Source organism: Halorhodospira halochloris, from assembly GCF_002356555.2.
Classification (GTDB): domain Bacteria; phylum Pseudomonadota; class Gammaproteobacteria; order Nitrococcales; family Halorhodospiraceae; genus Halorhodospira; species Halorhodospira halochloris.
The window spans coordinates 2,367,241-2,390,795 of the sequence record NZ_AP017372.2 but is presented as its reverse complement, the minus strand read 5'-3'; the positions used below and the strand labels follow the sequence as shown (position 1 = coordinate 2,390,795).

At 55.3% G+C, this 23,555-nt stretch carries 21 protein-coding genes; 19 read left to right on the top strand and 2 right to left on the bottom strand.

Translation table 11 applies throughout. The features are described 5' to 3' along the window. Positions 1 to 159: 159 nt before the first annotated feature. Positions 160 to 933 carry a flagellar basal body P-ring formation chaperone FlgA gene (gene flgA, locus HH1059_RS10825; RefSeq protein ID WP_162549521.1) on the bottom strand — a complete coding sequence of 258 codons (774 nt, stop codon included), beginning with the start codon at positions 931 to 933 and terminating at the stop codon, positions 160 to 162. An 89-nt stretch (positions 934 to 1,022) separates the two neighbouring features. Between flgA and HH1059_RS10820 the strand changes: the two genes are divergently transcribed. The 13 genes from HH1059_RS10820 to flgL all read left to right on the top strand — a co-directional run bounded on the left by HH1059_RS10820 (position 1,023) and on the right by flgL (position 14,264). Next, positions 1,023 to 1,958 (top strand): chemotaxis protein, encoded by a 936-nt coding sequence (locus HH1059_RS10820; RefSeq protein ID WP_096410164.1) that lies wholly within the window; start codon positions 1,023 to 1,025, stop codon positions 1,956 to 1,958. Between the two features lie 20 nt (positions 1,959 to 1,978). After that, positions 1,979 to 2,803: a CheR family methyltransferase gene (locus HH1059_RS10815; RefSeq protein WP_096410420.1), complete on the top strand. Its 825-nt coding sequence runs from the start codon at positions 1,979 to 1,981 to the stop codon at positions 2,801 to 2,803. Between the two features lie 275 nt (positions 2,804 to 3,078). Next, positions 3,079 to 3,480, top strand: a complete 402-nt coding sequence (gene flgB / locus HH1059_RS10810; RefSeq protein ID WP_096410163.1) for a flagellar basal body rod protein FlgB — start codon at positions 3,079 to 3,081, stop codon at positions 3,478 to 3,480. A 6-nt stretch (positions 3,481 to 3,486) separates the two neighbouring features. Then, positions 3,487 to 4,056 (top strand): flagellar basal body rod protein FlgC, encoded by a 570-nt coding sequence (gene flgC / locus HH1059_RS10805; RefSeq protein ID WP_096410162.1) that lies wholly within the window; start codon positions 3,487 to 3,489, stop codon positions 4,054 to 4,056. A gap of 15 nt (positions 4,057 to 4,071) precedes the next feature. After that, a complete protein-coding gene (locus HH1059_RS10800; protein ID WP_096410161.1) occupies positions 4,072 to 4,947 on the top strand; it encodes a flagellar hook assembly protein FlgD in 876 nt (291 codons plus the stop codon). A gap of 32 nt (positions 4,948 to 4,979) precedes the next feature. Further along, a complete protein-coding gene (gene flgE / locus HH1059_RS10795; RefSeq protein WP_096410160.1) occupies positions 4,980 to 6,203 on the top strand; it encodes a flagellar hook protein FlgE in 1,224 nt (407 codons plus the stop codon). Positions 6,204 to 6,267: 64 nt separating this feature from the next. Further along, positions 6,268 to 7,008, top strand: coding sequence for a flagellar basal-body rod protein FlgF (flgF, locus tag HH1059_RS10790; protein ID WP_096410159.1), 741 nt, complete (start codon positions 6,268 to 6,270; stop codon positions 7,006 to 7,008). 73 nt (positions 7,009 to 7,081) lie between these two features. Next, complete coding sequence (gene flgG / locus HH1059_RS10785) at positions 7,082 to 7,867, top strand: flagellar basal-body rod protein FlgG (protein WP_096410158.1); 786 nt, start codon at positions 7,082 to 7,084, stop codon at positions 7,865 to 7,867. 25 nt (positions 7,868 to 7,892) lie between these two features. Then, on the top strand, positions 7,893 to 8,576 hold the full coding sequence (locus HH1059_RS10780) for a flagellar basal body L-ring protein FlgH (RefSeq protein WP_096410157.1): 684 nt from the start codon (positions 7,893 to 7,895) through the stop codon (positions 8,574 to 8,576). A gap of 54 nt (positions 8,577 to 8,630) precedes the next feature. Continuing rightward, a complete protein-coding gene (locus HH1059_RS10775) occupies positions 8,631 to 9,743 on the top strand; it encodes a flagellar basal body P-ring protein FlgI (RefSeq protein WP_096410156.1) in 1,113 nt (370 codons plus the stop codon). A gap of 60 nt (positions 9,744 to 9,803) precedes the next feature. Next, positions 9,804 to 10,886, top strand: coding sequence for a flagellar assembly peptidoglycan hydrolase FlgJ (gene flgJ / locus HH1059_RS10770; RefSeq protein WP_096410155.1), 1,083 nt, complete (start codon positions 9,804 to 9,806; stop codon positions 10,884 to 10,886). 44 nt (positions 10,887 to 10,930) lie between these two features. Beyond that, positions 10,931 to 12,988, top strand: a complete 2,058-nt coding sequence (gene flgK / locus HH1059_RS10765; protein ID WP_096410154.1) for a flagellar hook-associated protein FlgK — start codon at positions 10,931 to 10,933, stop codon at positions 12,986 to 12,988. A gap of 10 nt (positions 12,989 to 12,998) precedes the next feature. Next, positions 12,999 to 14,264, top strand: a complete 1,266-nt coding sequence (gene flgL / locus HH1059_RS10760; protein ID WP_162549519.1) for a flagellar hook-associated protein FlgL — start codon at positions 12,999 to 13,001, stop codon at positions 14,262 to 14,264. A gap of 234 nt (positions 14,265 to 14,498) precedes the next feature. On the opposite strand, the gene HH1059_RS10755 is transcribed toward flgL, so the two are convergent. Beyond that, positions 14,499 to 16,787 (bottom strand): TonB-dependent receptor family protein, encoded by a 2,289-nt coding sequence (locus tag HH1059_RS10755; RefSeq protein WP_096410152.1) that lies wholly within the window; start codon positions 16,785 to 16,787, stop codon positions 14,499 to 14,501. A gap of 560 nt (positions 16,788 to 17,347) precedes the next feature. On the opposite strand from HH1059_RS10755, the gene HH1059_RS10745 reads away from it, so the two are divergent. The 6 genes from HH1059_RS10745 (at position 17,348) to HH1059_RS10720 (ending at position 23,543) form a co-directional block, all read left to right on the top strand. Further along, positions 17,348 to 18,760: a flagellin N-terminal helical domain-containing protein gene (locus tag HH1059_RS10745; RefSeq protein ID WP_096410150.1), complete on the top strand. Its 1,413-nt coding sequence runs from the start codon at positions 17,348 to 17,350 to the stop codon at positions 18,758 to 18,760. A 316-nt stretch (positions 18,761 to 19,076) separates the two neighbouring features. Next, complete coding sequence (locus HH1059_RS10740) at positions 19,077 to 20,579, top strand: flagellin N-terminal helical domain-containing protein (RefSeq protein WP_096410149.1); 1,503 nt, start codon at positions 19,077 to 19,079, stop codon at positions 20,577 to 20,579. A gap of 80 nt (positions 20,580 to 20,659) precedes the next feature. Next, positions 20,660 to 21,106, top strand: coding sequence for a flagellar protein FlaG (locus tag HH1059_RS10735; RefSeq protein ID WP_162549518.1), 447 nt, complete (start codon positions 20,660 to 20,662; stop codon positions 21,104 to 21,106). A 113-nt stretch (positions 21,107 to 21,219) separates the two neighbouring features. Beyond that, positions 21,220 to 22,641, top strand: coding sequence for a flagellar filament capping protein FliD (gene fliD / locus HH1059_RS10730; RefSeq protein WP_096410147.1), 1,422 nt, complete (start codon positions 21,220 to 21,222; stop codon positions 22,639 to 22,641). A gap of 116 nt (positions 22,642 to 22,757) precedes the next feature. Continuing rightward, a complete protein-coding gene (fliS, locus tag HH1059_RS10725) occupies positions 22,758 to 23,180 on the top strand; it encodes a flagellar export chaperone FliS (protein ID WP_096410419.1) in 423 nt (140 codons plus the stop codon). A 15-nt stretch (positions 23,181 to 23,195) separates the two neighbouring features. Beyond that, on the top strand, positions 23,196 to 23,543 hold the full coding sequence (locus HH1059_RS10720) for a flagellar protein FliT (RefSeq protein ID WP_096410146.1): 348 nt from the start codon (positions 23,196 to 23,198) through the stop codon (positions 23,541 to 23,543). The last annotated feature ends 12 nt before the right edge of the window (positions 23,544 to 23,555 follow it).

The following is a 23,555-nucleotide window of genomic DNA, read 5'->3' as shown; positions in this document are numbered from 1 at the left end:
TCCTCAGCTTTGTTCCTTAACGGTCTCGCTTACTGTCACGTACCCCTAATCACGGCAAGACCTCAGCTCTCCAATCTTATCGGCACCAGCTGCTGGAACTTAAGCCGCCATTCTCGTTTGCATACTTTGACCTAAATGCGGCCTCGAAGCAACTCCCCTTCAACGGCCTACCCGGACAACCCCGGGTGCGACCACGCGTCCCTCAATCTCTCTGCCGGAATCAAGGTTCTCCACGCGGATTCTCTCGCCTTGCCGACCGTTTTCCTGGGCTTCGCCGCGAGCGGTTATGCTGATCCCGGATTGGCCTCCAGACTGAATGGTCACGCGCTCCCCCCTGCTTACGAATAGTGGCTGATCGACCATTCGCGATGTTATAGGGTCACCTTGCCGGATGTTGCGCTGGGCTTCAAGTCCGATAGCATCCCCTATGTCGGTGAACCATTCGCCCCGGGCTCTCCGCACATCCCTGCGGGCGATGCGTACGTCATCGTGATCGAGTGTTGTCCCTCTGCTGAGCGGTCGAGAGGCGACAACCACGTCAGCGCCGATCTCAATCTCCATGCGCACATATACAGTCCACGGTTCATCGCCGCTGCAACTGACCCCTACTGTGCTCGCCCTTATAGCGTCGCGTCCATGGGGTATAAAGGCCTCTAGCTTGCCGCTGCACTTAGCAAGGTTGAGGCGTGAGTCGACTCCTCTAGCGCTAACCTCTACGTGCTCATAGTCCTGAGATAGTATATCGTATAGGAACTCTTCTGCAGCTTCCTCAATCAAGCCTGGTTGCTGGCGCTCGGCAGAAAGTGCGTGGGACGCAGTTACAAGCGGCAGGAAGAGAAGCAACAAAGCCATTGTGCGCCGTATAATGACGTTGGCGATTGTTGAGTTTTGCGGTCTTCCCGCCATGGAGTCAATCAAATTGCGCATCCGCATCTTTCCCTCTTGGTGGTTGCGGATTACCATAAAAGGGTATCACTCAGGTTTCCTGAGCTCACTCTAAAACTACAAGGAGCCGGAGCGTAATGGCCGGAATTATTGACTCCGTTGATCAGCGCACCCATCTAGCCGGCCGTAATCGAATGGAGCTGCTGCTCTTTAGGTTCGAAGGACGGCAGCGTTACGGCATCAACGTGTTCAAAGTGCGCGAAGTCATCCCCGCCCCTGAGCTGAGTCTCGTGCCTCAAGCTCACCCCGCCTCAAGAGGCATCGCCTATGTGCGGGGGCAGGCCCTTTCAGTCCTGGATCTGAGCTACGCCATTTCCGGTCATGGGATCCAGAAAGAGGAAGGCAACTACATCATAATAACGGAGTATAACCGCCAGGTGCAGGGGTTCCTAGTCGGCGGTGTCGATAGGATCATCAACATCAATTGGGAAGAGGTCATGCCCCCGCCGAGCGGCGGCAGTGCAGGTAACTATTTAACTGCGGTGGCCAGGTATGAAGAACAGATGATCCAGATAGTCGATGTTGAAAAGGTTCTTGGTGAGATAAACCGAGACAGTGGGGTTGATCCGAAGACCACTGAGGGTGGCGGGGTGGCTGCGGCAAAAGGTGCCGACGCCTATAAGGTGCTGGTGGTGGATGACTCAAAGATGGCCTTGACCCAGATACAGCGCACTTTGGAGGATCTCGGTGTCCGGGTGGTAACCAAGATGAATGGCAAGGAGGCCCTTGAGCAGCTGAAAAGCTGGGCACGCCAGGAACCATCTGGCTTGGACGATTTGCTCATGGTTGTCTCTGACATAGAGATGCCAGCTATGGATGGCTATACCCTGACCGCGCGACTGCGTGAGGATGATAGTATCTCCTCCGTATATGTCCTGCTGCACTCTTCTCTGAGCGGCGTGTTCAATACAGAGATGGTCCGTCGGGTGGGAGCCGATGAGTTTCTAGCTAAGTTTCATGCCGATGAGCTCGCTGATCGGGTTAGAGGGCGTCTTCAGGCGCTCGGCGATTGATAGACACAGAGGAGGAGACATTGGCCGAGCTGTCTATTAAAGACGAAGACTACCGAGCTTTTGCCCGGTTCCTTGAGCGTGCTTGCGGTATAGTCCTTGGTGAGAACAAGCAGTACCTGGTGGCTAGTCGCCTGGCTCCAGTGCTCCAGAATGAACAGATCCCAAATTTGGGTGAACTGGTCAAGGCCCTCGAGAAGCGCCCTTCGGCGGATCTAAAGGGGCGTGTTATAGAGGCCATGACCACGAATGAGACTCAGTGGTTTCGTGATACTTACCCGTTCGATGTTCTGCGTAAGCACATCTTGCCGGAGATGGAAAAGCAGCGCATACCCACAGTACGCATTTGGTCAGCGGCTTGCTCATCCGGCCAGGAGACTTACTCCATAAGCATGACGGTCGAGGAGTATCGTGCCTCGGGCGGGCGAATTGAGGCCGAGATTATAGGCACTGACATATCTCCGGCTATGATTGATCAGGCCCGCCGGGGGCGTTATACAGCCAACGTCGCCAGCCGGGGGCTGGCCTCTGAGCGCCAAAAGAGATTCTTCGATGAGGTGGGGGAAAACACCTGGGAAGTCAAGCCAAACATTCGCAAAAGGGCTAGCTTCAAGGTCCATAATTTGCTCGAGAGTTACTCGGGTTTAGGGCGTTTTGATGTAATCTACTGCCGTAATGTGCTCATTTACTTTGGCTGGGAGTCCAGGCGAGATATCATCAATAGGATGGCGCAGATAACTAAGCCTGGAGGTTTTCTTGTGGTTGGTGCATCTGAGTCTTTGGCCCGTCACTCTGATGCCTTTGAGTTGATTCGGCTCGACGGGGGAGTAGTGTATAAGCGCAAATAGCGGACCGCGCCGGCATGTTGACTAGAAGTTCCCTAGTCAGGCGGCGGGCTACTCGGGCATAAATTCGGTTAGCGGCGCGGTTCGCTGACAGGCGCCTTGGCGCGCTAGGGTCTGCCGCTACCCGCTGATTGGCAACAGAGTGCCGGCAAAGACGGCAAAAATTTGCCGCCGACACTGGGGGCGTGCTGCCTAAGCTGTTGATTCTGTTTTATGTGATTTTTGGCATGTAATCTGCATGGCCAACCAGGTGGCCAAGAACTAACGGAGAGAGCGCGATGCGCATCGGTCTTGACCAAGCCTTCTCTACCCATGAGCAGGCACTGAATTTGCGCGGTGAGCGGCATGAGCTGCTTGCCTCCAATATAGCTAATGCCGACACGCCTAATTACAAGGCGCGCGACATGGATTTCCGCACGGCTATGAGGGAAGCGACGCAGCCGCCCCAACAGCCGCTGCAGGCTACTAACCCGCAACATCTGCAGCCGGCATCACACGTATCGGCGGGTGATCCGAAATCTTTATACCGTCAACCGCATGGTGCTTCTCTTGACGGCAATACGGTGGAGATGCATGTGGAGCAAGCTAAGTTTGCTGAAAACGCGGTTAACTACCAGGCCACACTAGAGTTTCTTAACGGTCGCATAAGCAAGCTTTCCGGCGCCTTAAGAAGGGAGTGATAGCAGATGTCCTTGATGAATGCGATTGATGTCGCTGGAACCGGCATGAACGCACAGCAGCTACGGCTGAATACCGTGGCAAGCAATCTGGCTAATGCCGAGACCGTTGCCGGGAGCCCTGAGGAGGCCTATCGTGCTCGCCAGCCCGTCTTTGCAGCGGCACTGCACCAGGCTCAAGGGGGTTATCCGCAGCAGGGTGGGCCACAGCCTGCGCAGACCCCAAGCTGGGCTGAAAGTGGTGGTCCGGTTGATCGAATGAGTCCGGTTAGCTTTCAGCGCCAGTTTTTTGGTGGTGAGCCGGTGAATGGTGCCCATATGCAAGACCCATGGGCCAGCCCCTCGCCGAGCGTGCCGGTGTTTATGCCCGGTGTGGTAGAGAGTGACGCCGAAGTAGAGCCTATCCACAAGCCACACCACCCTATGGCTGACGAAAATGGCTATGTCTACCGCTCCAACGTCAACACGGTCGAGGAGATGACCAACATGATTTCCGCCTCGCGATCATTTCAGAACAACGTTGAAGTCATGAATACATCGCGTGATCTGATGATGGAAACCCTGCGCCTGGGCAGATAACAGAGGAGCATTTATATGCTTAATCCTGCACAACTGATGGGCGGTGCCTCTGGAGCCAAACCTCAGCAATCAACGGGCGCTGCTGGACAGGGGGTAAAGGAATCCGGTCCTGCGGGGCAGGAACCTGCCGCTGGTGCCAAGCAGGGTCAAGCCCCTGCAGCTGAGAATGCCCCTGCTGGTAGCTCAAGGCGCGCCGAAAGGGCCGAGGGCCGGGGTGTCGGGGCGGCAGAGCAAGACGGAGGCATTCCCGATGAGCTTAGATTGGCGGAGGATGACAATAAAGGTGATCCGCAGAGCATAGGCCATGAAGACTTCCTTAAGCTAATGCTAACCCAGCTTGAGAATCAGGATCCGACAGACCCGCAAGATACCGAACAGATGATGGGGCAGATTGCCCAGTTCACAACCGCCGCAGGGATCAACGAGCTGAAGAGTGAGTTTCAGGAGTTTTTCGAGCATATGCGCTCCGATCAGTCACTCCGCGCGGCGCAGCTAGTCGGTCGTGAGGTTTTAACTGATAGCGGCGAAGGCTATTTGCCGGAGGATGGGGACTTACAGGCCATCCTACAGCTGGAAAGTTCAGCGCCTAACCTTACGGTGGAGATAGAAAACGAGCACGGTGAGCGAGTCCATAGGGAGCAGCTGGGTCAGGTCTCGGAAGGAGAGCACCCTTTTGTGTGGGATGGCACCGATGAAGATGGCCAACGTTTACCCCAGGGCCAGTATACACTTCAGGCGTACACCGAAGACGGTGATGAGCGTGAACCCGTAGGAACCTTGGTGGGGGCACAGGTCACTAGCGTATCAATGGGTATGGATGGCCGCCCGCCGGAGTTGAATGTTGCCGGGCTAGGGGACATCTCTCTGTCTGATGTCAAGAGAGTCCGTTAAAAAATTACCGACTAAGATCAAGGAGAGCACAGATGTCATTCAATGTAGCGCTAACCGGGATAAACTCTGCATCCAAGGATTTAGAGACGACGAGTAATAACTTGTCTAATGCGGGTACCACTGGGTTTAAGAAATCACGTGCGGAATTCAACGACCTTTTCGCCCTAGGGCCGATGGGGATTCCGCAGTTGGCCATCGGGCAAGGGTCACGGATGGCCAATGTCGGACAGATGTTTAACCAGGGGTCGTTCGATTTCACAGAGCGTAGTCTAGATCTTGGCATAGAAGGGGGAGGATTCTTCCGGCTGGATGACGATGGCGATGTTTCTTATACCCGTGCCGGGGAATTCGAGGTCGATAGAGATGGTTACGTAGTCAACAATACTGGTAAGCGCTTGACCGGATTTCAGACTGACGAAGATGGTAGCCGCATTGGTGACGGTCGCGACCACCTGCGCGTGCCGACCGAGGGGATCCCGGCGCAAGCTACCGAAGAGGCGCGCTTAGGCGCCAATCTTAACGCTGACGCTGAAATCCTTAATCCGGAAGCCTTTGATCCGGAAGACATTGATAGCTTCAACGAGTCTACTACCACGACATTCTATGACTCGCAAGGCGGTGCTCACGACGCAACCTTCTATTTCGTAAAGAGTGGCGAAAACACCTGGGAAGTATTTACTCAGGTCGAGGGCGCTGATTATGAGGGCGACCAGGACTTCTTCGGTCCTCACCAGCTTGAATTCGACAGCGCAGGCAACTTGATAGAGGGTGACACTAAAGCGATTGAGTCCGAGTTCGTTGCCAACGTCGATGATCTTGATGTCGAGATAGACTTCGGCGATGTCACCCAATTCGCCAGGCCTTTCAATGTCACTGAGGTCTCTCAGGACGGTTATACTGCTGGCGAGTTTCAGAACGTCAATGTTGAGAATGACGGTACTATTTATGCTCGTTACAACAATGGCGAAACTCAGGCTGTCGGGCAGGTTGCGCTGACCCAATTTGCCTCTGAGGAGCGGCTGCAAAATGTCGGCGAGACCTCCTGGCAGGCGACGGCTGAGGCTGGTGATCCGCTTATTGGCGTCCCCGGGCAAGGACAGTTCGGGCGCATTGAAGCAGGTGCTTTGGAGCAATCGAACGTAGAGGTTTCAGAGCAGCTGGTTAACATGATTACCGCGCAAAGAAACTTCTCCGCCAACGCCAAGATGATATCTACTCAGGATCAGGTAACCCAGGAGATTCTTAACATTCGCTGATCCAACAATCAGTGGACGGGTAGTCTGATTTTGGTGTGATTAGGGTATAGAGCAGGAAGGGAACATGGATAGACAGCTATACATCGCCATGACTGGGGCTAAGCATAGCCTGCAGGCGCAGCACCATAACAACCAGAATTTGGCCAACGCTAACACGCCGGGGTTTCGTGCTGACCTGGATAGCTTCTATCAGGCACCGATGTATGGTCCCGGGTTCCCTACTCGTGCCTATGCTGAGGAGCTTCGAGCCGGAACCGATTTCACACCCGGGTCGATTATGACTACCGACCGCGAACTTGATGTAGCCATACAGGATCAGGGCTGGTTCGTAGTTCAGGCACCTGATGGTTCAGAGGCCTATACGCGGCGGGGAGATTTTCGCCAGGATTCTCAGGGGCTGCTGACCACTGGGGATGGCCATTTGGTTATGGGGGAGAATGGCCCGGTATCGATTCCACCCGATTCTAATATAGAGATAGCAGACGATGGAGTCATAACCGCTATCCCTAGAGAGGCGCCGGAGGCGCCTATAGAGGTCGACCGCCTTAGGCTGGTTAACCCGGATCCCGCAGAGTTAGTCAAGAGCGAAGATGGCTTGATACGACACTATGACGGCGAGCCGGCCCAGGATGATGCCCAGGTCAGGGTTCGCTCAGGGGCGTTGGAGGGTAGTAACGTCAACATGGCTGAGTCACTGGTGCAGATGATAGATCACGCCCGCCAGTTTGAGACCCATATAAAAATGCTAACCACCGCTGAAGAGAATGAACAAACTAGCTCACAACTGCTCAGGCATCCGTCATAGGCGTTATGGGATAGATGATTATTGGTCTGGACGCATGCGGGCCGACAGGTGTTAACACAACGGAGGTAACTGTATGAATCCCGCTCTTTGGGTGGCTAAGACCGGACTTGATGCTCAGCAGAAGAGCATGCAAGTGACCTCGAACAATCTGGCTAACGTCAATACCAATGGTTTCAAGAAAGATCGGGCGAACTTTGAAGATCTCTTCTACCAGACGGTACGACAGCCGGGCGGTCGCTCGAGCCAAGACACCATGCTGCCTTCGGGGTTGATGCTGGGCACCGGTTCGCGTGTTGCTGGGACCGAGAAGATCCATTCCCAGGGCAATATCCAGCAAACCGAGCGCAACCTTGATGTGGCGATTGAGGGTAAAGGATTTTTCCAGATCTTACGGCCCGATGGCGAGGTTGCTTACACCCGGGACGGAGCCTTTCAGCTTAATGAGCAAGGACAACTTGTCACTACAGGGGGGTACTTGCTAGAGCCGGCGATAGAGGTGCCGCAAGATGCGCAGTCGGTAACCATTGGCACTGATGGTACTGTAACGGCGAAGATGCCCAATCAGGCCGACCCCGAAGAGCTGGGACAGATCGAATTGGCCGATTTTATCAACCCCTCGGGCTTGGAGCCGGTAGGTGAGAACCTCTTCCAAGAGACCGCCTCTAGTGGTGCGCCGGTAGTAGGTATGCCAGGGGAGGATGCTTTTGGCTCCGTCATGCAGGGCGCTCTGGAGACGTCCAATGTCAATATAGCCGAAGAACTAGTGAATATGATCGAAACCCAGAGGGGCTTCGAGACCAATACCCGGGCTATTTCTACTACTGATCAGATGCTCCAGTTTATGACGCAGAACGTCTAGGGTCATCGGGCTAACCGGGGTCATTATGAGGCTAAAATATAGCCGGACCGTCAGCGTAGTAGCACTAGCTGCCCTAGCCCTCGGGCTAGCGTCTGGGTGTGCGCCTATGCCAGAGGAGCATGGGCCATCGCCGATAACGGCGCCTCGTGTGCAGATCCCGGATATGGCGGAGTCGCCTAGAGGGGCACTATTCGATGAGCAGCAACGGATGCGCCTGTTTGAGGATCGCAGTGCGCGCCGTCAAGGCGACCTGATTACGGTAATTGTCGAAGAAGAGATGAGTGGTAGCAGGTCGGTGGGCGCGGATATGTTCAGGGCCGCGGAAGGAGACTTTCCGACTCCTCAGTTCGGGGGTGAAGACTTCGACATTGCCGGGCGTCCGATGTCCTTTGAGCACGATAGCGAGTCAAACTTTGAGGGCGGCGGCGGAGCCGATCAAGATACTAGTCTCTCCGGAACTATCACTGCGGTAGTTGTCGACACATTGCCCAATGGTCAGATGGTCATCCAGGGCCAAAAGGCAGTTACAGTCAGCCAGGGCGAAGAGTACTTAACTATTTCAGGAATAGTGCGCCCGGATGATGTCGGGGCTAATAACGAGGTATCCTCCGATAAGATTGCAGCGATGCAGGTTGGTTATACGGGAGAAGGGTCCATAGATGATGCGGCCGCGCCCGGCTGGATGTCGCGGTTTTTTATGAGTAGATAGCCGTTCGGCTCGCTTACTAGCTCGATGTAAAGGACGCACAAGGGGTTATTAACCATGATGCGGGCAGGCTTTTATTTGCGTTACGTGGCTGCAGGGTTGTTCGCCACCGTTGCTTTATTGGCTTCTGGTCTGGCTGCGGCGGAACGCATAAAGGATATCGCCGACATAGCCGGTGTTAGGAGCAATCAATTAGTCGGCTATGGCTTGGTGGTCGGGCTGGATGGGACGGGCGATAATGCCCCTTTCACTGATCAGAGTGTGCGTTCCATGCTCAGTGCGATGGGAGTAAACATTCCGCATGACGTCGATCCGCAGTCTGATAACACCGCAGCAGTAATGGTAACCGCCGAATTGCCGGCCTTTACCCGCGAGGGGCAGCAGATTGACGTTAAGGTCTCCTCACTGGGAAATGCTGATAGCCTGCAGGGAGGCCAGTTGCTTATGACACCTCTGCGCGGCTCGGATGGTGAGGTCTATGCCGTGGCTCAGGGGGGAGTCATTGTAGGGGGGTTCGGTGCAGAAGACACCGAGATACCGGTAGATAACCACCTAGGCGGCTCTATACCCCGCGGTGCTATGGTAGAACGCACTATAGACAGTGGCTTTGGTGAGCGTGACGAGGTGGTGCTTAATCTGCACAATCCAGACTTTACAACTGCGCGCCGCACTGCCGAGGTGATTAATGAAAACCTTGGCCCTAATACTGCGCGGGCTGTTGATGCCGGCTCCGTGAGAGTGCGGGCGCCTGCAGATGCCGATCAGCGTGTAAGCTATGTCTCATTCCTTGAAGAGCTTGAGGTTGAGCCTGGCGAGGCCCCTGCGCAGATAATTGTTAATTCGCGTACTGGTACCATAGTGATGGGCTCGGGGGTGCGGGTAAGGCCTGCAGCTGTGAGCCATGGCAACATGACCGTCGCTATAGCTGGGGCACCGGCTGAGCAGGTGGCCGAGGACCCGCTAGGGTTGGATGAGCCGGTAATGGCCCCAGATGAGGATTTGGGTGAGGTCGAAGGTGATAACCCAGCATTTGTCTTTCAGCCGGGGGCCGATATCAACGAGATCGTCGACGCTATTAACAGTGTCGGTGCAGCTCCGGGGGATTTGATTGCTATACTAGAGGCTCTCAAGCGTGCCGGTGCTCTGCGAGCTGAGTTGACCGTGTTGTAATGATCAAGGTGCAGGTGGCTCAAGTTCGCAATTTTCTTCAGGGTTGAGGTGTTTCTGCCTATGCGCGATGTCGGAAGTCTGGGTAATGCGATCGAGCCGCAGGGGCTGCATGAGCTGCGTGGGCGTGTCCAGGATCCCAGTGAAGAGGATCTGGCCGAGGTAGCTAAGCAGTTTGAGGCCGTATTTGTCGAGATGATGCTCAAGCAGATGCGTGCAGCTACGCCAGGTGAGGACATCTTTGGAGGCAATGCCGAAGAGACCTATCGCGGGCTTTTTGATCGCCAAATGGCGGTGCAGATGGCCAGGGGCGAGGGCATGGGGTTGGCGCCCATGATTGAGGAACAATTGCGGGTCAATGCTGGGTTTGAGACCGACAGAGTAAAAGGTGGGCCGCGCGACCTGGATGACTATAGGCACTCCTCTGTGCCTCTCTCGCCATACTCAGATAGCTCAGCCCAGCCTGGTTCCGAAGACGAGCATGTATCAAGTGGCGATAGCAAAGTTGCCGATAAAGACGACCCTGTCTCTTTTTATGAGGGCGTGGTAGATTCTGCCACCGCCTCTCTTAATCAGACGAATAATTTGGAAGAGCAGAAGCCCGGCGATAAGGGACCGGCTTGGTCGACCCCACGGGAATTTGTAGAAGACATAACTCCGTTAGCAAAGGATACCGCTGAGCGTTTGGGGGTCTCACCGGTGGCCCTGATTGCCCAAGCCGCTCTGGAGACAGGCTGGGGTAGGCACGTTATCCAAGATAGTGACGGTGTTAGTTCGAATAACCTATTCAATATAAAGGCCCAGTACTCCGGATGGAATGGCGACTCGGTGAAGGTTCCTACCTTGGAGTATCGTAATGGGGTGGCTCAGAGGGAGATGGCCGATTTTAGGGCCTACGAGTCACTAGAGGATAGCTTCGATGATTACGCGGACTTTTTGGAGCGTAATCCACGCTACCAGGAGGCCCTGCGGGTAGGGGATGACCCCGAGCGCTTTGTTAGAGCCTTGCAGGATGCGGGATACGCGACAGATCCAAACTACGCTAGAAAGCTGCAGCAGATAATGGATATAGATCCGGAGCGTGGAGTAGGCGTTCGGGCTGGAACCGAAGTGCTAAAGATTTCGGATAGTCTGCCGAACAGCTAATATAGGGTTAATGGGCCTTTCTGGCCAAACAGGGATAAACGGCTATGGCGGATTTCCTCAACACTGGGATAAGTGGGCTACGTGCCTCGCAGCGCGGCTTGGCGACTACCTCGCATAACATTTCCAATGTCAACACGGACGGTTTCAGCCGGCAGCGTGTCGAGCAGGACACAACTCACCCTCATTATTATTCACGTGGTGCGATCGGTACCGGGACGCAGGTACAGACCATTCAGCGCCTGAGTGAAGATACGCGGGTCGAGGGCTTGCGCCGCCATAACTCCGAGTTTGAGCGGCTTGACAAGCTGCAAGAGATGACCTCGCGGGTTGATAATCTGGTGGCCGATAAAGATGCCGGGCTCAGCCCAGCGATGCGCGAATTCTTCGATGCAGTGGAAGAGGTTGCCAACGATCCGGCTAATACTGTTACTAGGCAGCTGCTTCTAACCAGGGGGCAGGCGTTGGTCGATCGTTTTGAGACCATGGACAATCGCCTGCTCGAATTGCAGAACGATGTTGATAAGCGGATTGGCCAAAAAGCCGAACAAGTCAATGGTCTGGCCCATTCTATAGCCGAGCTTAACAATGAGATCCGTCAGCGCTTTCATAACGAACAGCGTCCCCCTAACGATCTGCTCGATCAGCGCGATGAAAAAATACGTCAGTTATCAGAACTCGTTGCTGTAAGGGTGACTCAGGAAAGGGATGGTTCGGTCAATGTCGGAGTCGGTGGCGGGCAGCCGCTTGTGGTTGGAGATCGCACCTACAACTTAGACGTAGTTAAAAACCCATATGACCCGGAGCGCCCTGAACTGGCCATGCAAATTGGCGATCGAGAGGTTGTAGTTACTGATCGATTGCGCGGCGGCAGTATGGGGGGGCTGCTCGAGTTTCGTGAGGGGGTACTGGATGAAACCCGCGATGATATTGGTCGCGTGGCCACCTCGTTGGGCGTAGCCCTGAATGAGCAGCACAAGCGCGGTGTCCACTACGAAGAGGGAGAGCCGCAACGCGGTGATAATTTCTTCGATGTTGCAGACGTCAAGGTCTCTGCACATGCTGCTAATGTCGATGCCGAAAAACCTGAGGTGCAAATAGACCCCGAGCGCATAGGAGAGTTACAAGGTGGCGCATACTCTTTGCGCTACGATGCTGGCAACGATCAGTGGCAAGTGCGCAGGGAGCAGGACAACCAGACAATAAACCTACTTCCCAACCAGAATGCTTCCGCTGCTGGTAATGATGTTATGGTGCCCGATGAAGACGGGTATTTCCGCTTTGACGGCATGAAAGTCAAGCTGCCGGATGGGGCCGAAGATGGCGAAAGGTTCTTGATAGAGCCCACCAAAGAGGGGGCAAGAGGGCTTGACACGAGGCTGTCGAGGCCAACTCAGATTGCGGCTGCTTCGCCAGCTGCAACCGGTGAGGCCGTGACTGCGACTGGACAGAGTGAGAACACCGGCAGGGGTGAGATAGGCCCTGCAGAGGTTGGTGATGCTGAGGGCGTCATGGAGGCGCTCCGCGAAGGTGGGCCGTTGCACAAGGGCGTGATACTAGAGCACCAGCAGGAGCCGAATGGCGAATCTTATTTTCAGGTCTATGTTGGCGGCGAGGAAATTCCAGGGGCAAGGCTGCGTTATAATCCGGACGACCACGACCGCGGGCAGGAATATAATCTCTCAAATGTTGAGGGGCTTGAGGACTTGGATGTCACTGTGCGCATTTCTGGTCTGCCGGACCCAGGGGATAGCTTCGCAATCAACGGCAACTACGAAGGGGTAGGCGATAACACTAACGCGCTAGCTATGGCGGAACTGATGGATGAGTCCATCATGGACAATGGCAACAGCAGCTTCCAGGAAGCCTACAGTTCAATGGTTGGCGATTTGGGTGGATTTAGCCAACGGGTCCAGACCAACCGCGATGCTCAGCAGACCCTGCTGCGTCAAGCCGAGGAGCACTGGGAGGAACTTTCTGGTGTCAACCTCGACGAGGAGGCCGCCAATATGATGGAGTATCAACAGGCCTATCAAGCTGCGGCACAGGTTATAACCACTGCAGATGAGGTCTTCCAGGAAATCCTCAATGCAGTGCGCCGCTAGGAGGTGAGTCGTGAGAGTATCGACTAGCCACATGCATAATACCGGCGTGCAGAACATGACCGGTCAGCAGTCTGAGATAAACGAGAGTCACAATCAGCTCTCTAGCGGCAAGCGCGTCCTGAGGCCCTCCGACGATCCCTCCTCGGCGGCGCGCATACTTGATCTAGAGCGCACTGTCTCTTCGGTTGAGCGTTTCAATCGGAATAATGATATGGCGCGCAACCGGCTTTCGATGTCTGAAAATGCTATGGAGCAGGTCGGTAACAACCTGCAGCGCATACGGGAGTTGACGGTACAGGCCGCCAATGATTCTCAGGATCCGCAGACGCGTGGCTATATCGCCTCAGAGATCAAAGAACGCTATGAACAGTTGCTGCAGCTGAGTAATAGCAGAGATGGCAATGGAGAATATCTGTTTGCCGGTGCCAAGACCAAGACTCGCCCTTTCAGCATGGAGCCGGGTGGTCAAGTCGAGTATCACGGTGATCAGAATAGCCGTCAGGTTAGGGTAGGTCCGGGGCGGCAGATTGGCGTAGATAATTCGGGGTTTGAGGCCTTTATGAAGGTCCCCAATGGCAATGGCAAGTTCCAGGCCTACGAGAGCCGAGAAAATAATGGCAGCGGGGTGATCAATGTTGTTGATCAGTCGGTGCACCGTATTGACCCGCAGTACGGCGAATATCGCCTCCAGTTTGTCGAGGATGATTACGGCGATATGCGTTATATGGTTGAGCGCCGCCACGATCAGAACAATCCCGAAGGGTGGGAGTTGGTCCAACCGCCGGCTGGACCAGATGGTCAGCCACCTGCGGTAGATCAGCTACCTGAATATGCACCGGGTAGTACGATAGAGGTTGAGGAGGGTGTGCGGGTGCAGGTAGATGGCAGCCCTGAACAGGGGGATACCTTTACTGTTTCGACAAGTCGCCCTCAGTCTATTTTTGAGACGGTGCATGAACTGATCGGTGCCCTGGAAGAGGACGGCGAGGGGCCGCACTTTCGCAATGCAGTCAATAGAGCGCTCGGCGATGTAGACTTAGCCCTTGAAAATGTAATAAACATCCGTTCACAGATAGGTGCTAGGCTGTCCACCCTCGATTCCGAGCGAGCTAGCAATGAGGCCGCGCTGGTAGATCTGCAGGAGACTATATCGACTGAGGAAGATCTCGACTACGCCGAGGCTACCGGCCGCTTTAATAAACAACTCAGCGGCTTGGAAGCAGCACAGGCCACCTTCGGTAGGGTTCAGAACCTGAGCCTGTTCAATTATATCTAAGCCAGTTTTGGCTTTAGTTTAACAGGGCTGCGGTGAAGCAGTTCTGAGAGTTGGCTATCCATCCATTAACCAGGAGGATGTTGGTATGACTTGTTCGACATTGGTTGTTGCAGTACTAGTACTGTTGGCTGCTGCTGGTTCGCCGGCTGTCGCATCACGCTTCCGCAAGTACTAACTCGTTACCGTAGGCTGCCCCCGCTCGGTAGAGATCTGCCTAAGCGGGGGCGAGTTGTTTTAAAAGTCCACCTTTATTCCTGCCCAAAATTCTCGCGGCTTGCCCGGACGTGCGCCGGCGGGCCTCCAGTGAGCTACATACTCCTCATCGGTGAGGTTTTCCGCTGCGGCAAACAGACGAGCGTCCTCAGTGATGTAGTACTCACCTGACAGATCGATTAGTACGCGGGAGTCGATCTCCTGATGCGAGTAGTCTGGGTCGGCCTTGGCTTTGACTGAGTCGGTCCAGTTGGCAGCCAAGTTGATCCGCCAATCCTCTTGGGCGAGCCCAATGCGGGCGTTGATTTCGTGCTCAGGGATTTCCGGCAGGGAGTCGCCTTTGCGGGCGTAAGCCCAATTATTCGGCGCCTCTTCTTTACCGATGTTCTCCCGGAACTCACTACGGGTCAGCGTGTATGTCAGGCTCACGGGAACCTGGACGCCCCAGCCTTGTGAAGCTCCGAGGTCGTGGAGCCAGGTGGCCTCAAGACCGTACACCTCCACCTCCCCGATCGGTGCGACATCGTCCTCATCTTCACAGCCTCCGCCGACTTGGGTGCACTGGGCATTTATGTTCGAGTAGTCGTTGAAGAAGCCGATGAGCTCGGCCTGGGTATAGGCGTCGCGGAAGCGGGCACCGAGCTCGTAGTTGTTGCTCTCCTCAGCCTCACCGTCGGGGTCCGATCCGCCGGGGGCGAAGCCGCGGTGGACGCCGGCCAGCACGCTCCAGCGCCGGTCGATGTCGTAGACCGCGCCGATGCCAGGGATCCACTCCCGATAGGTGTTCGAGCGCGGACGGTCATCATCTAGATTGGCGGAGCTACGGTTCGGACCTTCCCAGTCGCGACGCTCAACATCGACGTACTCGTAGCGCACGCCCGGGGTAACGGTCCAGGAACCCTGACGCATGGTGTTCTGCACGAAACCGGCGATAGCCTCAGCCTCGGTAAGGCGGTTGGTAACATCACCCGGGGTATCCCGTTTAGAGCCATCTACCTTGTACATCATCCCGTCTTCCATGGCGAAGCTGTCGTGCCACTGAAGGCGGTCCTCCTCATCCTGGTGGTAGCGTAGCCCACTCTCGAGCTCGTGCTCCCAGCCGAAGGCGTCGAAGAGGTAGCCCATCTGGACGTCCAGGCCGTGGGCAAAATACTCACGGTTGTTGGCTCGCACATCTCCAACCGAGTCATCATCCCAACTAGCGATATCGCCCCGGATCCAATCCATCTCGGCCGAGTGCTCCTCCGGGTCATCGAGGATGTCACCGATGCCGGTGAACTCTCCGCCGTTGTCGGGGTTACCGTCAGAGACCTCGTGGAGCTTGTACCAATTGCGCACTGTTTCAGTGCGGTAAATGGTGGTGGTGATGTCTACGTTGGCGGTTGGTTGAATGTAGTGCCTTAACATGAACTTGTCGTTTTCGGTATTGATTTCGTCGATCTGCGAACCGGCGTAGCGCCGGTAGGGGTCGTCGGCGTAGTCTTGCTCCGTAAGGCCGAGATAGGTGTCGTAGACGGTACGCTCATCCGTAGCGAACTTGAACTCCACCTCTTGGTATAGTTCGGCCATCGGGTCGCTATTCCAGCGCAGCTTGGTCATCAGGTTGCGTCGATCAAAGCCGGTATTCGGCTCGGGCTGATTGGGTCCGGAGAGGGCATTATCAAGATCCTTGAAACCATCACTTTGCTCAGTGTAGCCCTCAACGAGCCATCCCCATTGATCGTTTTCGCCCTCTTGGCCACCAATGTGGGCATGCATCCTTCTGCCGTTATGCGAGCCAAATAGGATGTCTGCCTTGCCGGAGCGCTCACGCGGTATCGGGGTTGAGACCATGTTCAGTGCGCCGCCAACTGTATACGGGCCATATTTGATGGAACTCGAGCCCTTGCGGGTTTCAACTCTGTCCATACGGCCTATGGGTGGGAAATAGTAACCCGCAGGGGCCGCATAGGGGGCAGGCGCGACAAGGACACCATCCTCCATGATCGTCACTCGCTCGCCGCGCTCTGGCGGTGTGCCACGCATGCTGATGTGCGGAAACTGCCCGTAGCCTTCCTCTTCGAGCACGGTCACGCCTGGAATGTCACGCAAGATGCGGTGCGGGTCGGTATGACTGTGCCGGTCGAGGGCTTCCCGATCCAGCGCTTGAGCTGAGCCTGGTATCTCCTCAATCCGGTCCGGATCCCCGGTAATCATCACCCGATCGAGCAGTCTTGTTGAAGTCTCGGCGCTTGCCGTGCCGTAAGCGCATGCCAGGATTGTTGTGCTGGTTAAGGTTCCGAACATGCGGTAAGGGTTGGGTTGTTTCATTTAAGGCCCCTATAAGAAAGCAATGCACCATAAAAAGCCTACTGCCTTAAGGCTCCGTCACATGGCTAAATGATGCTAGTGAGAACGATTCGCATAGTCAACATACTCTGCATTTGTTTTGCCTCATTGGTACGATTTGCCGCAGATGATTACCTCATGGCAGAAGCGGTTGTTGGGCTGCAATGCCGTGTCTTGCGCAGTTTTTTCCGATATACCTTAGTCCACGCACACTCGTCATATGGCGGCGCGTTGCCGACTACGGAAAAAATTTGCCTTTTTTTGCCGCAACGGTTTTATTTTGCCGCCAAGTGGTGGCAAGATAGTGGCACCCGAGTCGTGGGTTTGGCTGGAAGCCTTGATTTCGCAGGCTAAGGCCTCAAGCGACGCGCCCAAGACAGGAACCAAGGGCGACCGTAGAGCGGAAAATTTTTGCCGCTTAAGGGGGTAAAGGATTGCCGCAAAGGGCCGATATGGGTTATGAAGGCAGAGTAGGGTTCAAGACGGCGGCAAGTGGCTGCCGCCCTGGCCTTCTCGGCAAATAAAGTAAGAGGAGAAGAGCTATGGGACAGGTTATCAATACAAATGTCGCTTCACTGAATGCGCAGCGGCACCTTAATGCCACTCAGGCAGATCAACAGCAGGCTCTAGAGCGCCTGTCATCAGGTAAGCGGATCAATTCTGCTTCAGATGATGCTGCCGGCTTGGCCATCAGTGAGCGCTTTACTTCGCAGGTAAACGGCCTTAACCAGGCCGAACGGAACGCTAACGACGGCATCTCTTTCGCCCAGACCGCAGAAGGGGCGATGGAAGAGATGGGTAACCTGCTGCAGCGGGTCCGTGAGCTGGCGGTTCAGTCGGCAAACGACACCAACACTGCAGAGGATCGGCGGGCTCTGGATGCTGAGGTTCAGCAAGCGGTCATGGAGATCGATCGTATTGCTCAAACGACTCAGTTTAACAACCAGAACGTCCTCGACGGTTCCTTGCAAGAGCTGGTCTTCCAGGTTGGTGCCAACCGGGCCCAGAGCATCAACGTATCCGGCCTTGATGTGCGCGGCCACAACCTTGGTGCCGAGATCATGGATGGTCGCGCGATAGAGCGTGAAATCGGCGAAGATGGCGCCTACGGTGATCTGGATATTGAGGGCAGTATCAGTGTCAACGGTGTCGAAGTCTCCATGGATGGCGTGCGTGAGGTATCTGACGTGGCCGATAGGGTAAATGCCGTTGCTGGGTCGACCGGTGTGCAAGCCTTTAGGGCCGATCGTGCTGAGTCTCAGGAGTTTGATTACGAAACTCCAGGGGAAGAAGGCGCCAGCATTGAGATCAACGGCCAGCATGTTGGCGTCAGCGAAGGTGCTGACATTAACGAGTTTGTTGATGAGGTAAACCGCAACTCACAGGAGACCGGGGTTCGGGCAAGAGTGACGGATGAGGGGACAGTGCAGTTCGCCTCCGAGTCCGACTTCCGTATCGAAGCGGGGGACAATAATCCTCTCGGTATGGACGAGGGCGAGCACGTTCGCTTCGAGCGGGGAATTCAGCTTGCCGCTGACATTGAGCGGCCGGTGCAGGTCACCGGTGACAACGATCTTATGACCGAGTTGGGTCTGGCCGATCAAGATGGCGAGGTCTTAGAGGTTGAGTCTAGCCGGGTAAGTGGTCCCGATGCGCTTTCAGTGGCTAGCAGGGGCGATGCGGATAACGCCATCCGTACCGTGGACTTTGCCCTGGGGCGGATAAACGAGGCGCGAGCTGACCTCGGTGCGATCCAGAACCGCTTCGAGGCTACTACCAGCAATCTGCAGAACGTCTCGGAAAACATGGAGGCTTCTCGTTCACGCATCCTGGATGCTGATTTCGCCCGCGAGAGTGCTGAAATGACGCGTGCAGATGTGCTGCAGCAGGCTGGAACCTCGGTGCTGGCACAGGCCAACCAGTCGCCGCAGAACGTGTTGACGCTACTGCAGTAAGTCGAAATCGGCGGGGTCTGGCTTGACCTCCCAGGCCCCGCATCGACTTAGGGCTAAACAAGTATCCGTCTCTCAAGTTGTGTCCGTTGTTCCGGTGAGTCATCACAAACTATTGTAAGGGGAAGGATTATTAAGAATTAGCCAGACCCGTCAGAGACATTTTTACCGCTGGATCAGCAGCGCGGCAAAAGACTAAAGCTTTGCCGAAGAGCGCCGATATGTTTGGGCAAGAGCGCGAGTTGCATGTCCAAACAGAAGGCTCGTGCTGAGGTCAACGGACAAAGACGCTTTGGGCGTCCACTTGAGGAGACGGGTCATGGCACAGGTGATCAACACAAACGTTGCATCGCTTAATGCGCAGCGCCACTTGAATGCTTCGAAAGGCGATATGGAGACTGCCATTGAGCGATTATCATCCGGTTTACGCATCAATAGTGCGCGGGATGACGCCGCGGGCTTGGCGATAAGCGAGCGGTTCACCGCTCAGATCAATGGCCTTGATCAGGCGGCCAGGAATGCTAACGATGGCATCTCTTTCGCGCAGACAGCCGAAGGCGCCATGGAAGAGATGAGCAACCTGCTGCAGAGAGTGCGCGAGCTCGCTGTGCAGGCGGCCAACGACACCAACACCCCGGGAGATCGGGATGCCCTCAACCGCGAGGTGCAGGCTGCGTTGGATGAGGTGAATAGGATCGCCGAGAACACTCAGTTCAACCAGCAAAATGTGCTGGATGGCTCTCTCGGTGAGCTGATCTTCCAAGTCGGGGCGAATCGCGCCCAGAGTCTGAGTGTCTCAGGGATGGATCTGCGCGGCGAGAAGCTTGGAGCCCAGATAATTGACGGCCAGGCTGTGCTCAGCCAGATTCAAGAGGGAGCTAGCGAAGAGCTTGATTTTGGTGACGCCGATATAAATATAAATGGTACCGCAATAAGCCTTGAGGGCGTACGCAGCGTCTCAGAGGCTGTGGAGAGGATCAACGAGCGTAATCCGGTCACCGGAGTTCAAGCCTTCAGGGCGGATCGTGCGACACAGGAGTTCACCTTTGCTGAAGATAACTTCGATGGCACCGAGGAGAGCGCCAGCCTGAAGATCAACGGCCAGCAGATCAATTTCAACATGGGTGAAGATCCAGAAGAAGCGCTGCAGAACATGGTCGATGCGGTAAACTCCAGGGCCGCTGAGACTGGCGTTGAAGCGCGCGTATCTGGCGATGGCCGGGTGGAGTTTCGCTCGGAGTCTGACTTCCGGATAGGCAGATCCGATGTTGGGGAGTTGCCTATAGCGATACCTGATGGTGTCGATGGGGCCCTGGACATGGAGGATGAGTTCGATTTCGGCGAAGGACTCCACGTGCAGCGTGGTATCCAGCTGGCAAGCGAGCTTGAAGGAGCAGTTTCGATTGAAGCAGATGACCAGGATCTAGCCAGGCTCGGCCTGATTGATGCAGATGGAGATTTGCTTTCTGGCAAGAACTACGTGGTTACCGGCCAGGAAGTTGATGGTAAGGTAGAGACCATAAACGTTCAAAACCGTGCGGCAGCCGATAATGCCATACGGACGGTTGATTTCGCTCTCGGGCGTATAAATGAGGTGCGAGCCGATTTGGGTGCGGTACAGAACCGCTTTGAAGCGACAATAAATAACCTGAACATCTCCTCGGAGAACCTGAGTGAGTCACGTTCGCGGATCCGCGATGCCGACTTTGCCGAGGAGACCGCAGAGATGACGCGAACGGAGATACTGCAGCAGGCTGGCACGTCGGTCCTAGGACAGGCCAACCAGATGCCGCAGATGGTGACTCAGTTGCTGCAACAATAACCACGGCCGGGAGTTCCGTACTGCCTGAACGGTGACCCGGCCCGCAATCCCCCTGAATGCGGGGTGGGTGGGGAGGCAGTATGAGCGAGATCTACAGTTACGGTTCGGCAGTAGCTGCTGGTCAAGGCTGGAGTCGGGTTGAAACCGGAGAGTCCAGGCCGGAAGAATCGGGGGGTTCTGCTCGGGGTGATGCTAGGTATGCCGATACTTCGGTAGAGGCGGGAGAAGTAGGTGAGAAAGCAGAACCGCGGGTGATGATGCATCTCGATGAGCTCGAACCACTCGACGTGTATCGTGCTGATGACCCGCAGGCCTTGGCCAAGGCAATTGAGAGGTTTGAAGAGTTCATCAAAAGGGTTGGGCGCGATCTGCAGTTTAGCGTCGATGATCAAACCGGCAAGACAGTGGTAACGGTTTATGTGCGAGGGACAGAAGATGTAGTGCGCCAAATACCGCCGGATGAGATGTTGGCGATAGCTGCAAGAATGAAAGAGGTTCACGGCATTCTGTTCAATGATCGCGCGTGAAGAATTGATCAGACTGACAACGTCATAGGCTGGCGGACGAAGGAACGAAAGATATATACAAGGGTCGAACCTTGTTAGGCTGCAAGGTTAGTTGATCAACTAGAGAGGCAACTATGCCAACTGCACTGGATCAAATGCCGCACATGCCAAGCCAAATGGATGTTGGCACGGGCATTGATACTCGCAAGATGGTCCAGGATCTGGTCCAGGCAGAGCGCGCGCCCACGGAGAAACGCCTAGCGAACCGTGAAGAGGAGATTCAGGAGAAGATTTCCGCTCTGGGCCAGATGCAGAGCACGATTAGCGAGTTTCGCGAGGGCATAAGTGGACTGGCAGACCCTGGTGCCTATTCGGGTATAGAGGTAGATTCCAGCAATTCCTCGGCCGTGCAAGCGAGCGCTGAAGAGGGCGCTCCGGCCGGTGATCACGATGTACAGGTGGAGCAACTGGCCCGCGGGCAGCGCATAGCAACAGCTAGTGGTGCGTTTGAGGATAGTTCTGACCCGCTCGGAACTGGCCGGATGGTAATTGCCGATGGTCAGGGTCAGGAGCAGTTAGTACGTATAGATGAAGATCAGGCGACCTTGCTTGGCATTCGTGATGCGATTAACGAACAGACCGAAGGGCTCAGGGCCTCCGTGGTTGACGACGGCGCCGGTCCGCGCCTGGCCATCTCCACCGAAGAAACCGGCCAGCAGAACGCCATACAGCAGATCAGAACCGAGCAAGGCGAAGAGGATGAGGGTGATTTGTCTCTCTTGCAGTTCGGTGTGGCTGCCGAAGGTCAACAGGCTGTAGGAGCCTTCGAGCAGGTACAGGCGGCTACTGATGCCGTGGCCACAATAGATGGTATGCAAGTGACCCGGCCTACCAACACCATTGAGGGCGCGATAGATGGTGTGACCCTTGAGCTTGGCGAAGAGGGTAGAAGTCGAGTGACGGTAAGGCAGCAGACTGGGCTTGCAGAAGAGAACATCCAGAGACTAGTTGACAGCTACAATCAAGTCCGCAGCCAGCTAAATCAGCTTTCCGCATACGATCCGGAGTCAGAGAAAGCTGCTCCCCTGCAGGGTGATTCCACGCTCAGCAATGTAGAGAGCCGGCTGAGCAGGGCTATAACCGAGCCGGTTGGTGAGTTAGCAGGACAGCCGCTGAGGGCCTTGGGTGATTTGGGCATTCGCACCAATCGCGATGGGACGCTGGATCTGGATGGTGCGCAGATGCAGAGCATGGCCGCAGAGCACCCTGAGTTGCTAACGGAGCTAATGACTAACCCTGAAGGGGGAGTCATGGCCCGCCTAGAGAGCGTCCTTGAGGAAGTGGTTGGGCGAGATGGGGTCATCAGCATGCGCACCGATGGCTTGGAGAGTCGCCTGGAGCGAATTGATGATGATCGCCAGCGCCTTGATCGGCGCATGGAAAGACGAGAGGAACAATTGCGTAGTCAATTTTCCAGGATGGATCAGCGCGTAGCTGAGCTCAATCAGACGTCGGAATTCATAAAGCAGCGCCTGGATGCCACGAATAAGAATTAAATAGTCATCTTTGCTAAAGTTTTTGTTGTATGTGCCGATAGATAACTTGAGTGGTAAAGAGAAGCAGTAAAGTGTAGTAAATCAACGCCCCCTAAGCACAGGAATAGGATATGTCTATGCATCGCGGCGTAAATCAGTATCAACAGGTTGGTAGTTATTCCAGTGCCGCCTACGCAGACCCATATAGGCTAGTTCAGTTGTTAATGGATGGCCTGTTGGATCGGGTGGCGCAAGCCCGAGGTGCGATGGAGCGAGGTGAAGTCGCAGCCAAGGGCGAACTTATCAGTAAATCCATCTCCATTCTTGACGGCCTGCGCTCAGGTTTGGATCACGAGACAGGCGGGCGCATAGCAGGTAATCTCGAGGAGCTTTATTCATACATGCAGCGTCGCTTGGTTGAGGCGAACATGCAAAATGAAGTCGAGTACCTTGACGAAGTAGCCTCGCTTATGCGTGAGATTAAGAGCGCATGGGATGCAATACCCCCTGAGCTGCGCACTAGGGAAGCTGCCCAAGCCGCAGCTGCCCAGGGCCAGTAAATCTAATTGCCGGCCATGGTAAGAAATCGCGACGAGCTCGGCGGCGCAGCTGCCGTCGAGCTCCATGCCGAGAGGGTTTTGGAGCTAACCAGGCAAATGCTGCGTTGTGCTCGGCAGGGCGATTGGGACTCTGTTATGGAGCGTGACAAGCTGCGTAACAAGCAACTTGGTGGGATGCCAGATGAACTTGGAGCTGATTCCAGTGCACGGGCTAGGCAGTGCTTGGCTGAGTCGCTGGAGATTGAGGAGAAGGTTCGCAAGCTCATGGTGGCCGAGCGCGATCGTCTCGGCGACGAATCACGCAAAGAGATGCAGTTACGTACCGCTAGCGATGCTTATAGGCAGACATCAGACGGTGGTTAATAGAAAATTCCT

What these genes read in the sequence shown, in the direction of transcription:
- flgA (WP_162549521.1), bottom strand. Translation starts at nt 933, where the DNA reads ATGCGGATGCGCAATTTGATTGACTCCATGGCGGGAAGACCGCAAAAC.
- HH1059_RS10820 (WP_096410164.1), top strand. Translation starts at nt 1,023, where the DNA reads ATGGCCGGAATTATTGACTCCGTTGATCAGCGCACCCATCTAGCCGGC.
- flgB (WP_096410163.1), top strand. Translation starts at nt 3,079, where the DNA reads ATGCGCATCGGTCTTGACCAAGCCTTCTCTACCCATGAGCAGGCACTG.
- flgC (WP_096410162.1), top strand. Translation starts at nt 3,487, where the DNA reads ATGTCCTTGATGAATGCGATTGATGTCGCTGGAACCGGCATGAACGCA.
- HH1059_RS10800 (WP_096410161.1), top strand. Translation starts at nt 4,072, where the DNA reads ATGCTTAATCCTGCACAACTGATGGGCGGTGCCTCTGGAGCCAAACCT.
- flgE (WP_096410160.1), top strand. Translation starts at nt 4,980, where the DNA reads ATGTCATTCAATGTAGCGCTAACCGGGATAAACTCTGCATCCAAGGAT.
- flgF (WP_096410159.1), top strand. Translation starts at nt 6,268, where the DNA reads ATGGATAGACAGCTATACATCGCCATGACTGGGGCTAAGCATAGCCTG.
- flgG (WP_096410158.1), top strand. Translation starts at nt 7,082, where the DNA reads ATGAATCCCGCTCTTTGGGTGGCTAAGACCGGACTTGATGCTCAGCAG.
- HH1059_RS10780 (WP_096410157.1), top strand. Translation starts at nt 7,893, where the DNA reads ATGAGGCTAAAATATAGCCGGACCGTCAGCGTAGTAGCACTAGCTGCC.
- HH1059_RS10775 (WP_096410156.1), top strand. Translation starts at nt 8,631, where the DNA reads ATGATGCGGGCAGGCTTTTATTTGCGTTACGTGGCTGCAGGGTTGTTC.
- flgJ (WP_096410155.1), top strand. Translation starts at nt 9,804, where the DNA reads ATGCGCGATGTCGGAAGTCTGGGTAATGCGATCGAGCCGCAGGGGCTG.
- flgK (WP_096410154.1), top strand. Translation starts at nt 10,931, where the DNA reads ATGGCGGATTTCCTCAACACTGGGATAAGTGGGCTACGTGCCTCGCAG.
- HH1059_RS10755 (WP_096410152.1), bottom strand. Translation starts at nt 16,787, where the DNA reads ATGAAACAACCCAACCCTTACCGCATGTTCGGAACCTTAACCAGCACA.
- HH1059_RS10745 (WP_096410150.1), top strand. Translation starts at nt 17,348, where the DNA reads ATGGGACAGGTTATCAATACAAATGTCGCTTCACTGAATGCGCAGCGG.
- HH1059_RS10740 (WP_096410149.1), top strand. Translation starts at nt 19,077, where the DNA reads ATGGCACAGGTGATCAACACAAACGTTGCATCGCTTAATGCGCAGCGC.
- HH1059_RS10735 (WP_162549518.1), top strand. Translation starts at nt 20,660, where the DNA reads ATGAGCGAGATCTACAGTTACGGTTCGGCAGTAGCTGCTGGTCAAGGC.
- fliD (WP_096410147.1), top strand. Translation starts at nt 21,220, where the DNA reads ATGCCAACTGCACTGGATCAAATGCCGCACATGCCAAGCCAAATGGAT.
- fliS (WP_096410419.1), top strand. Translation starts at nt 22,758, where the DNA reads ATGCATCGCGGCGTAAATCAGTATCAACAGGTTGGTAGTTATTCCAGT.
- HH1059_RS10720 (WP_096410146.1), top strand. Translation starts at nt 23,196, where the DNA reads ATGGTAAGAAATCGCGACGAGCTCGGCGGCGCAGCTGCCGTCGAGCTC.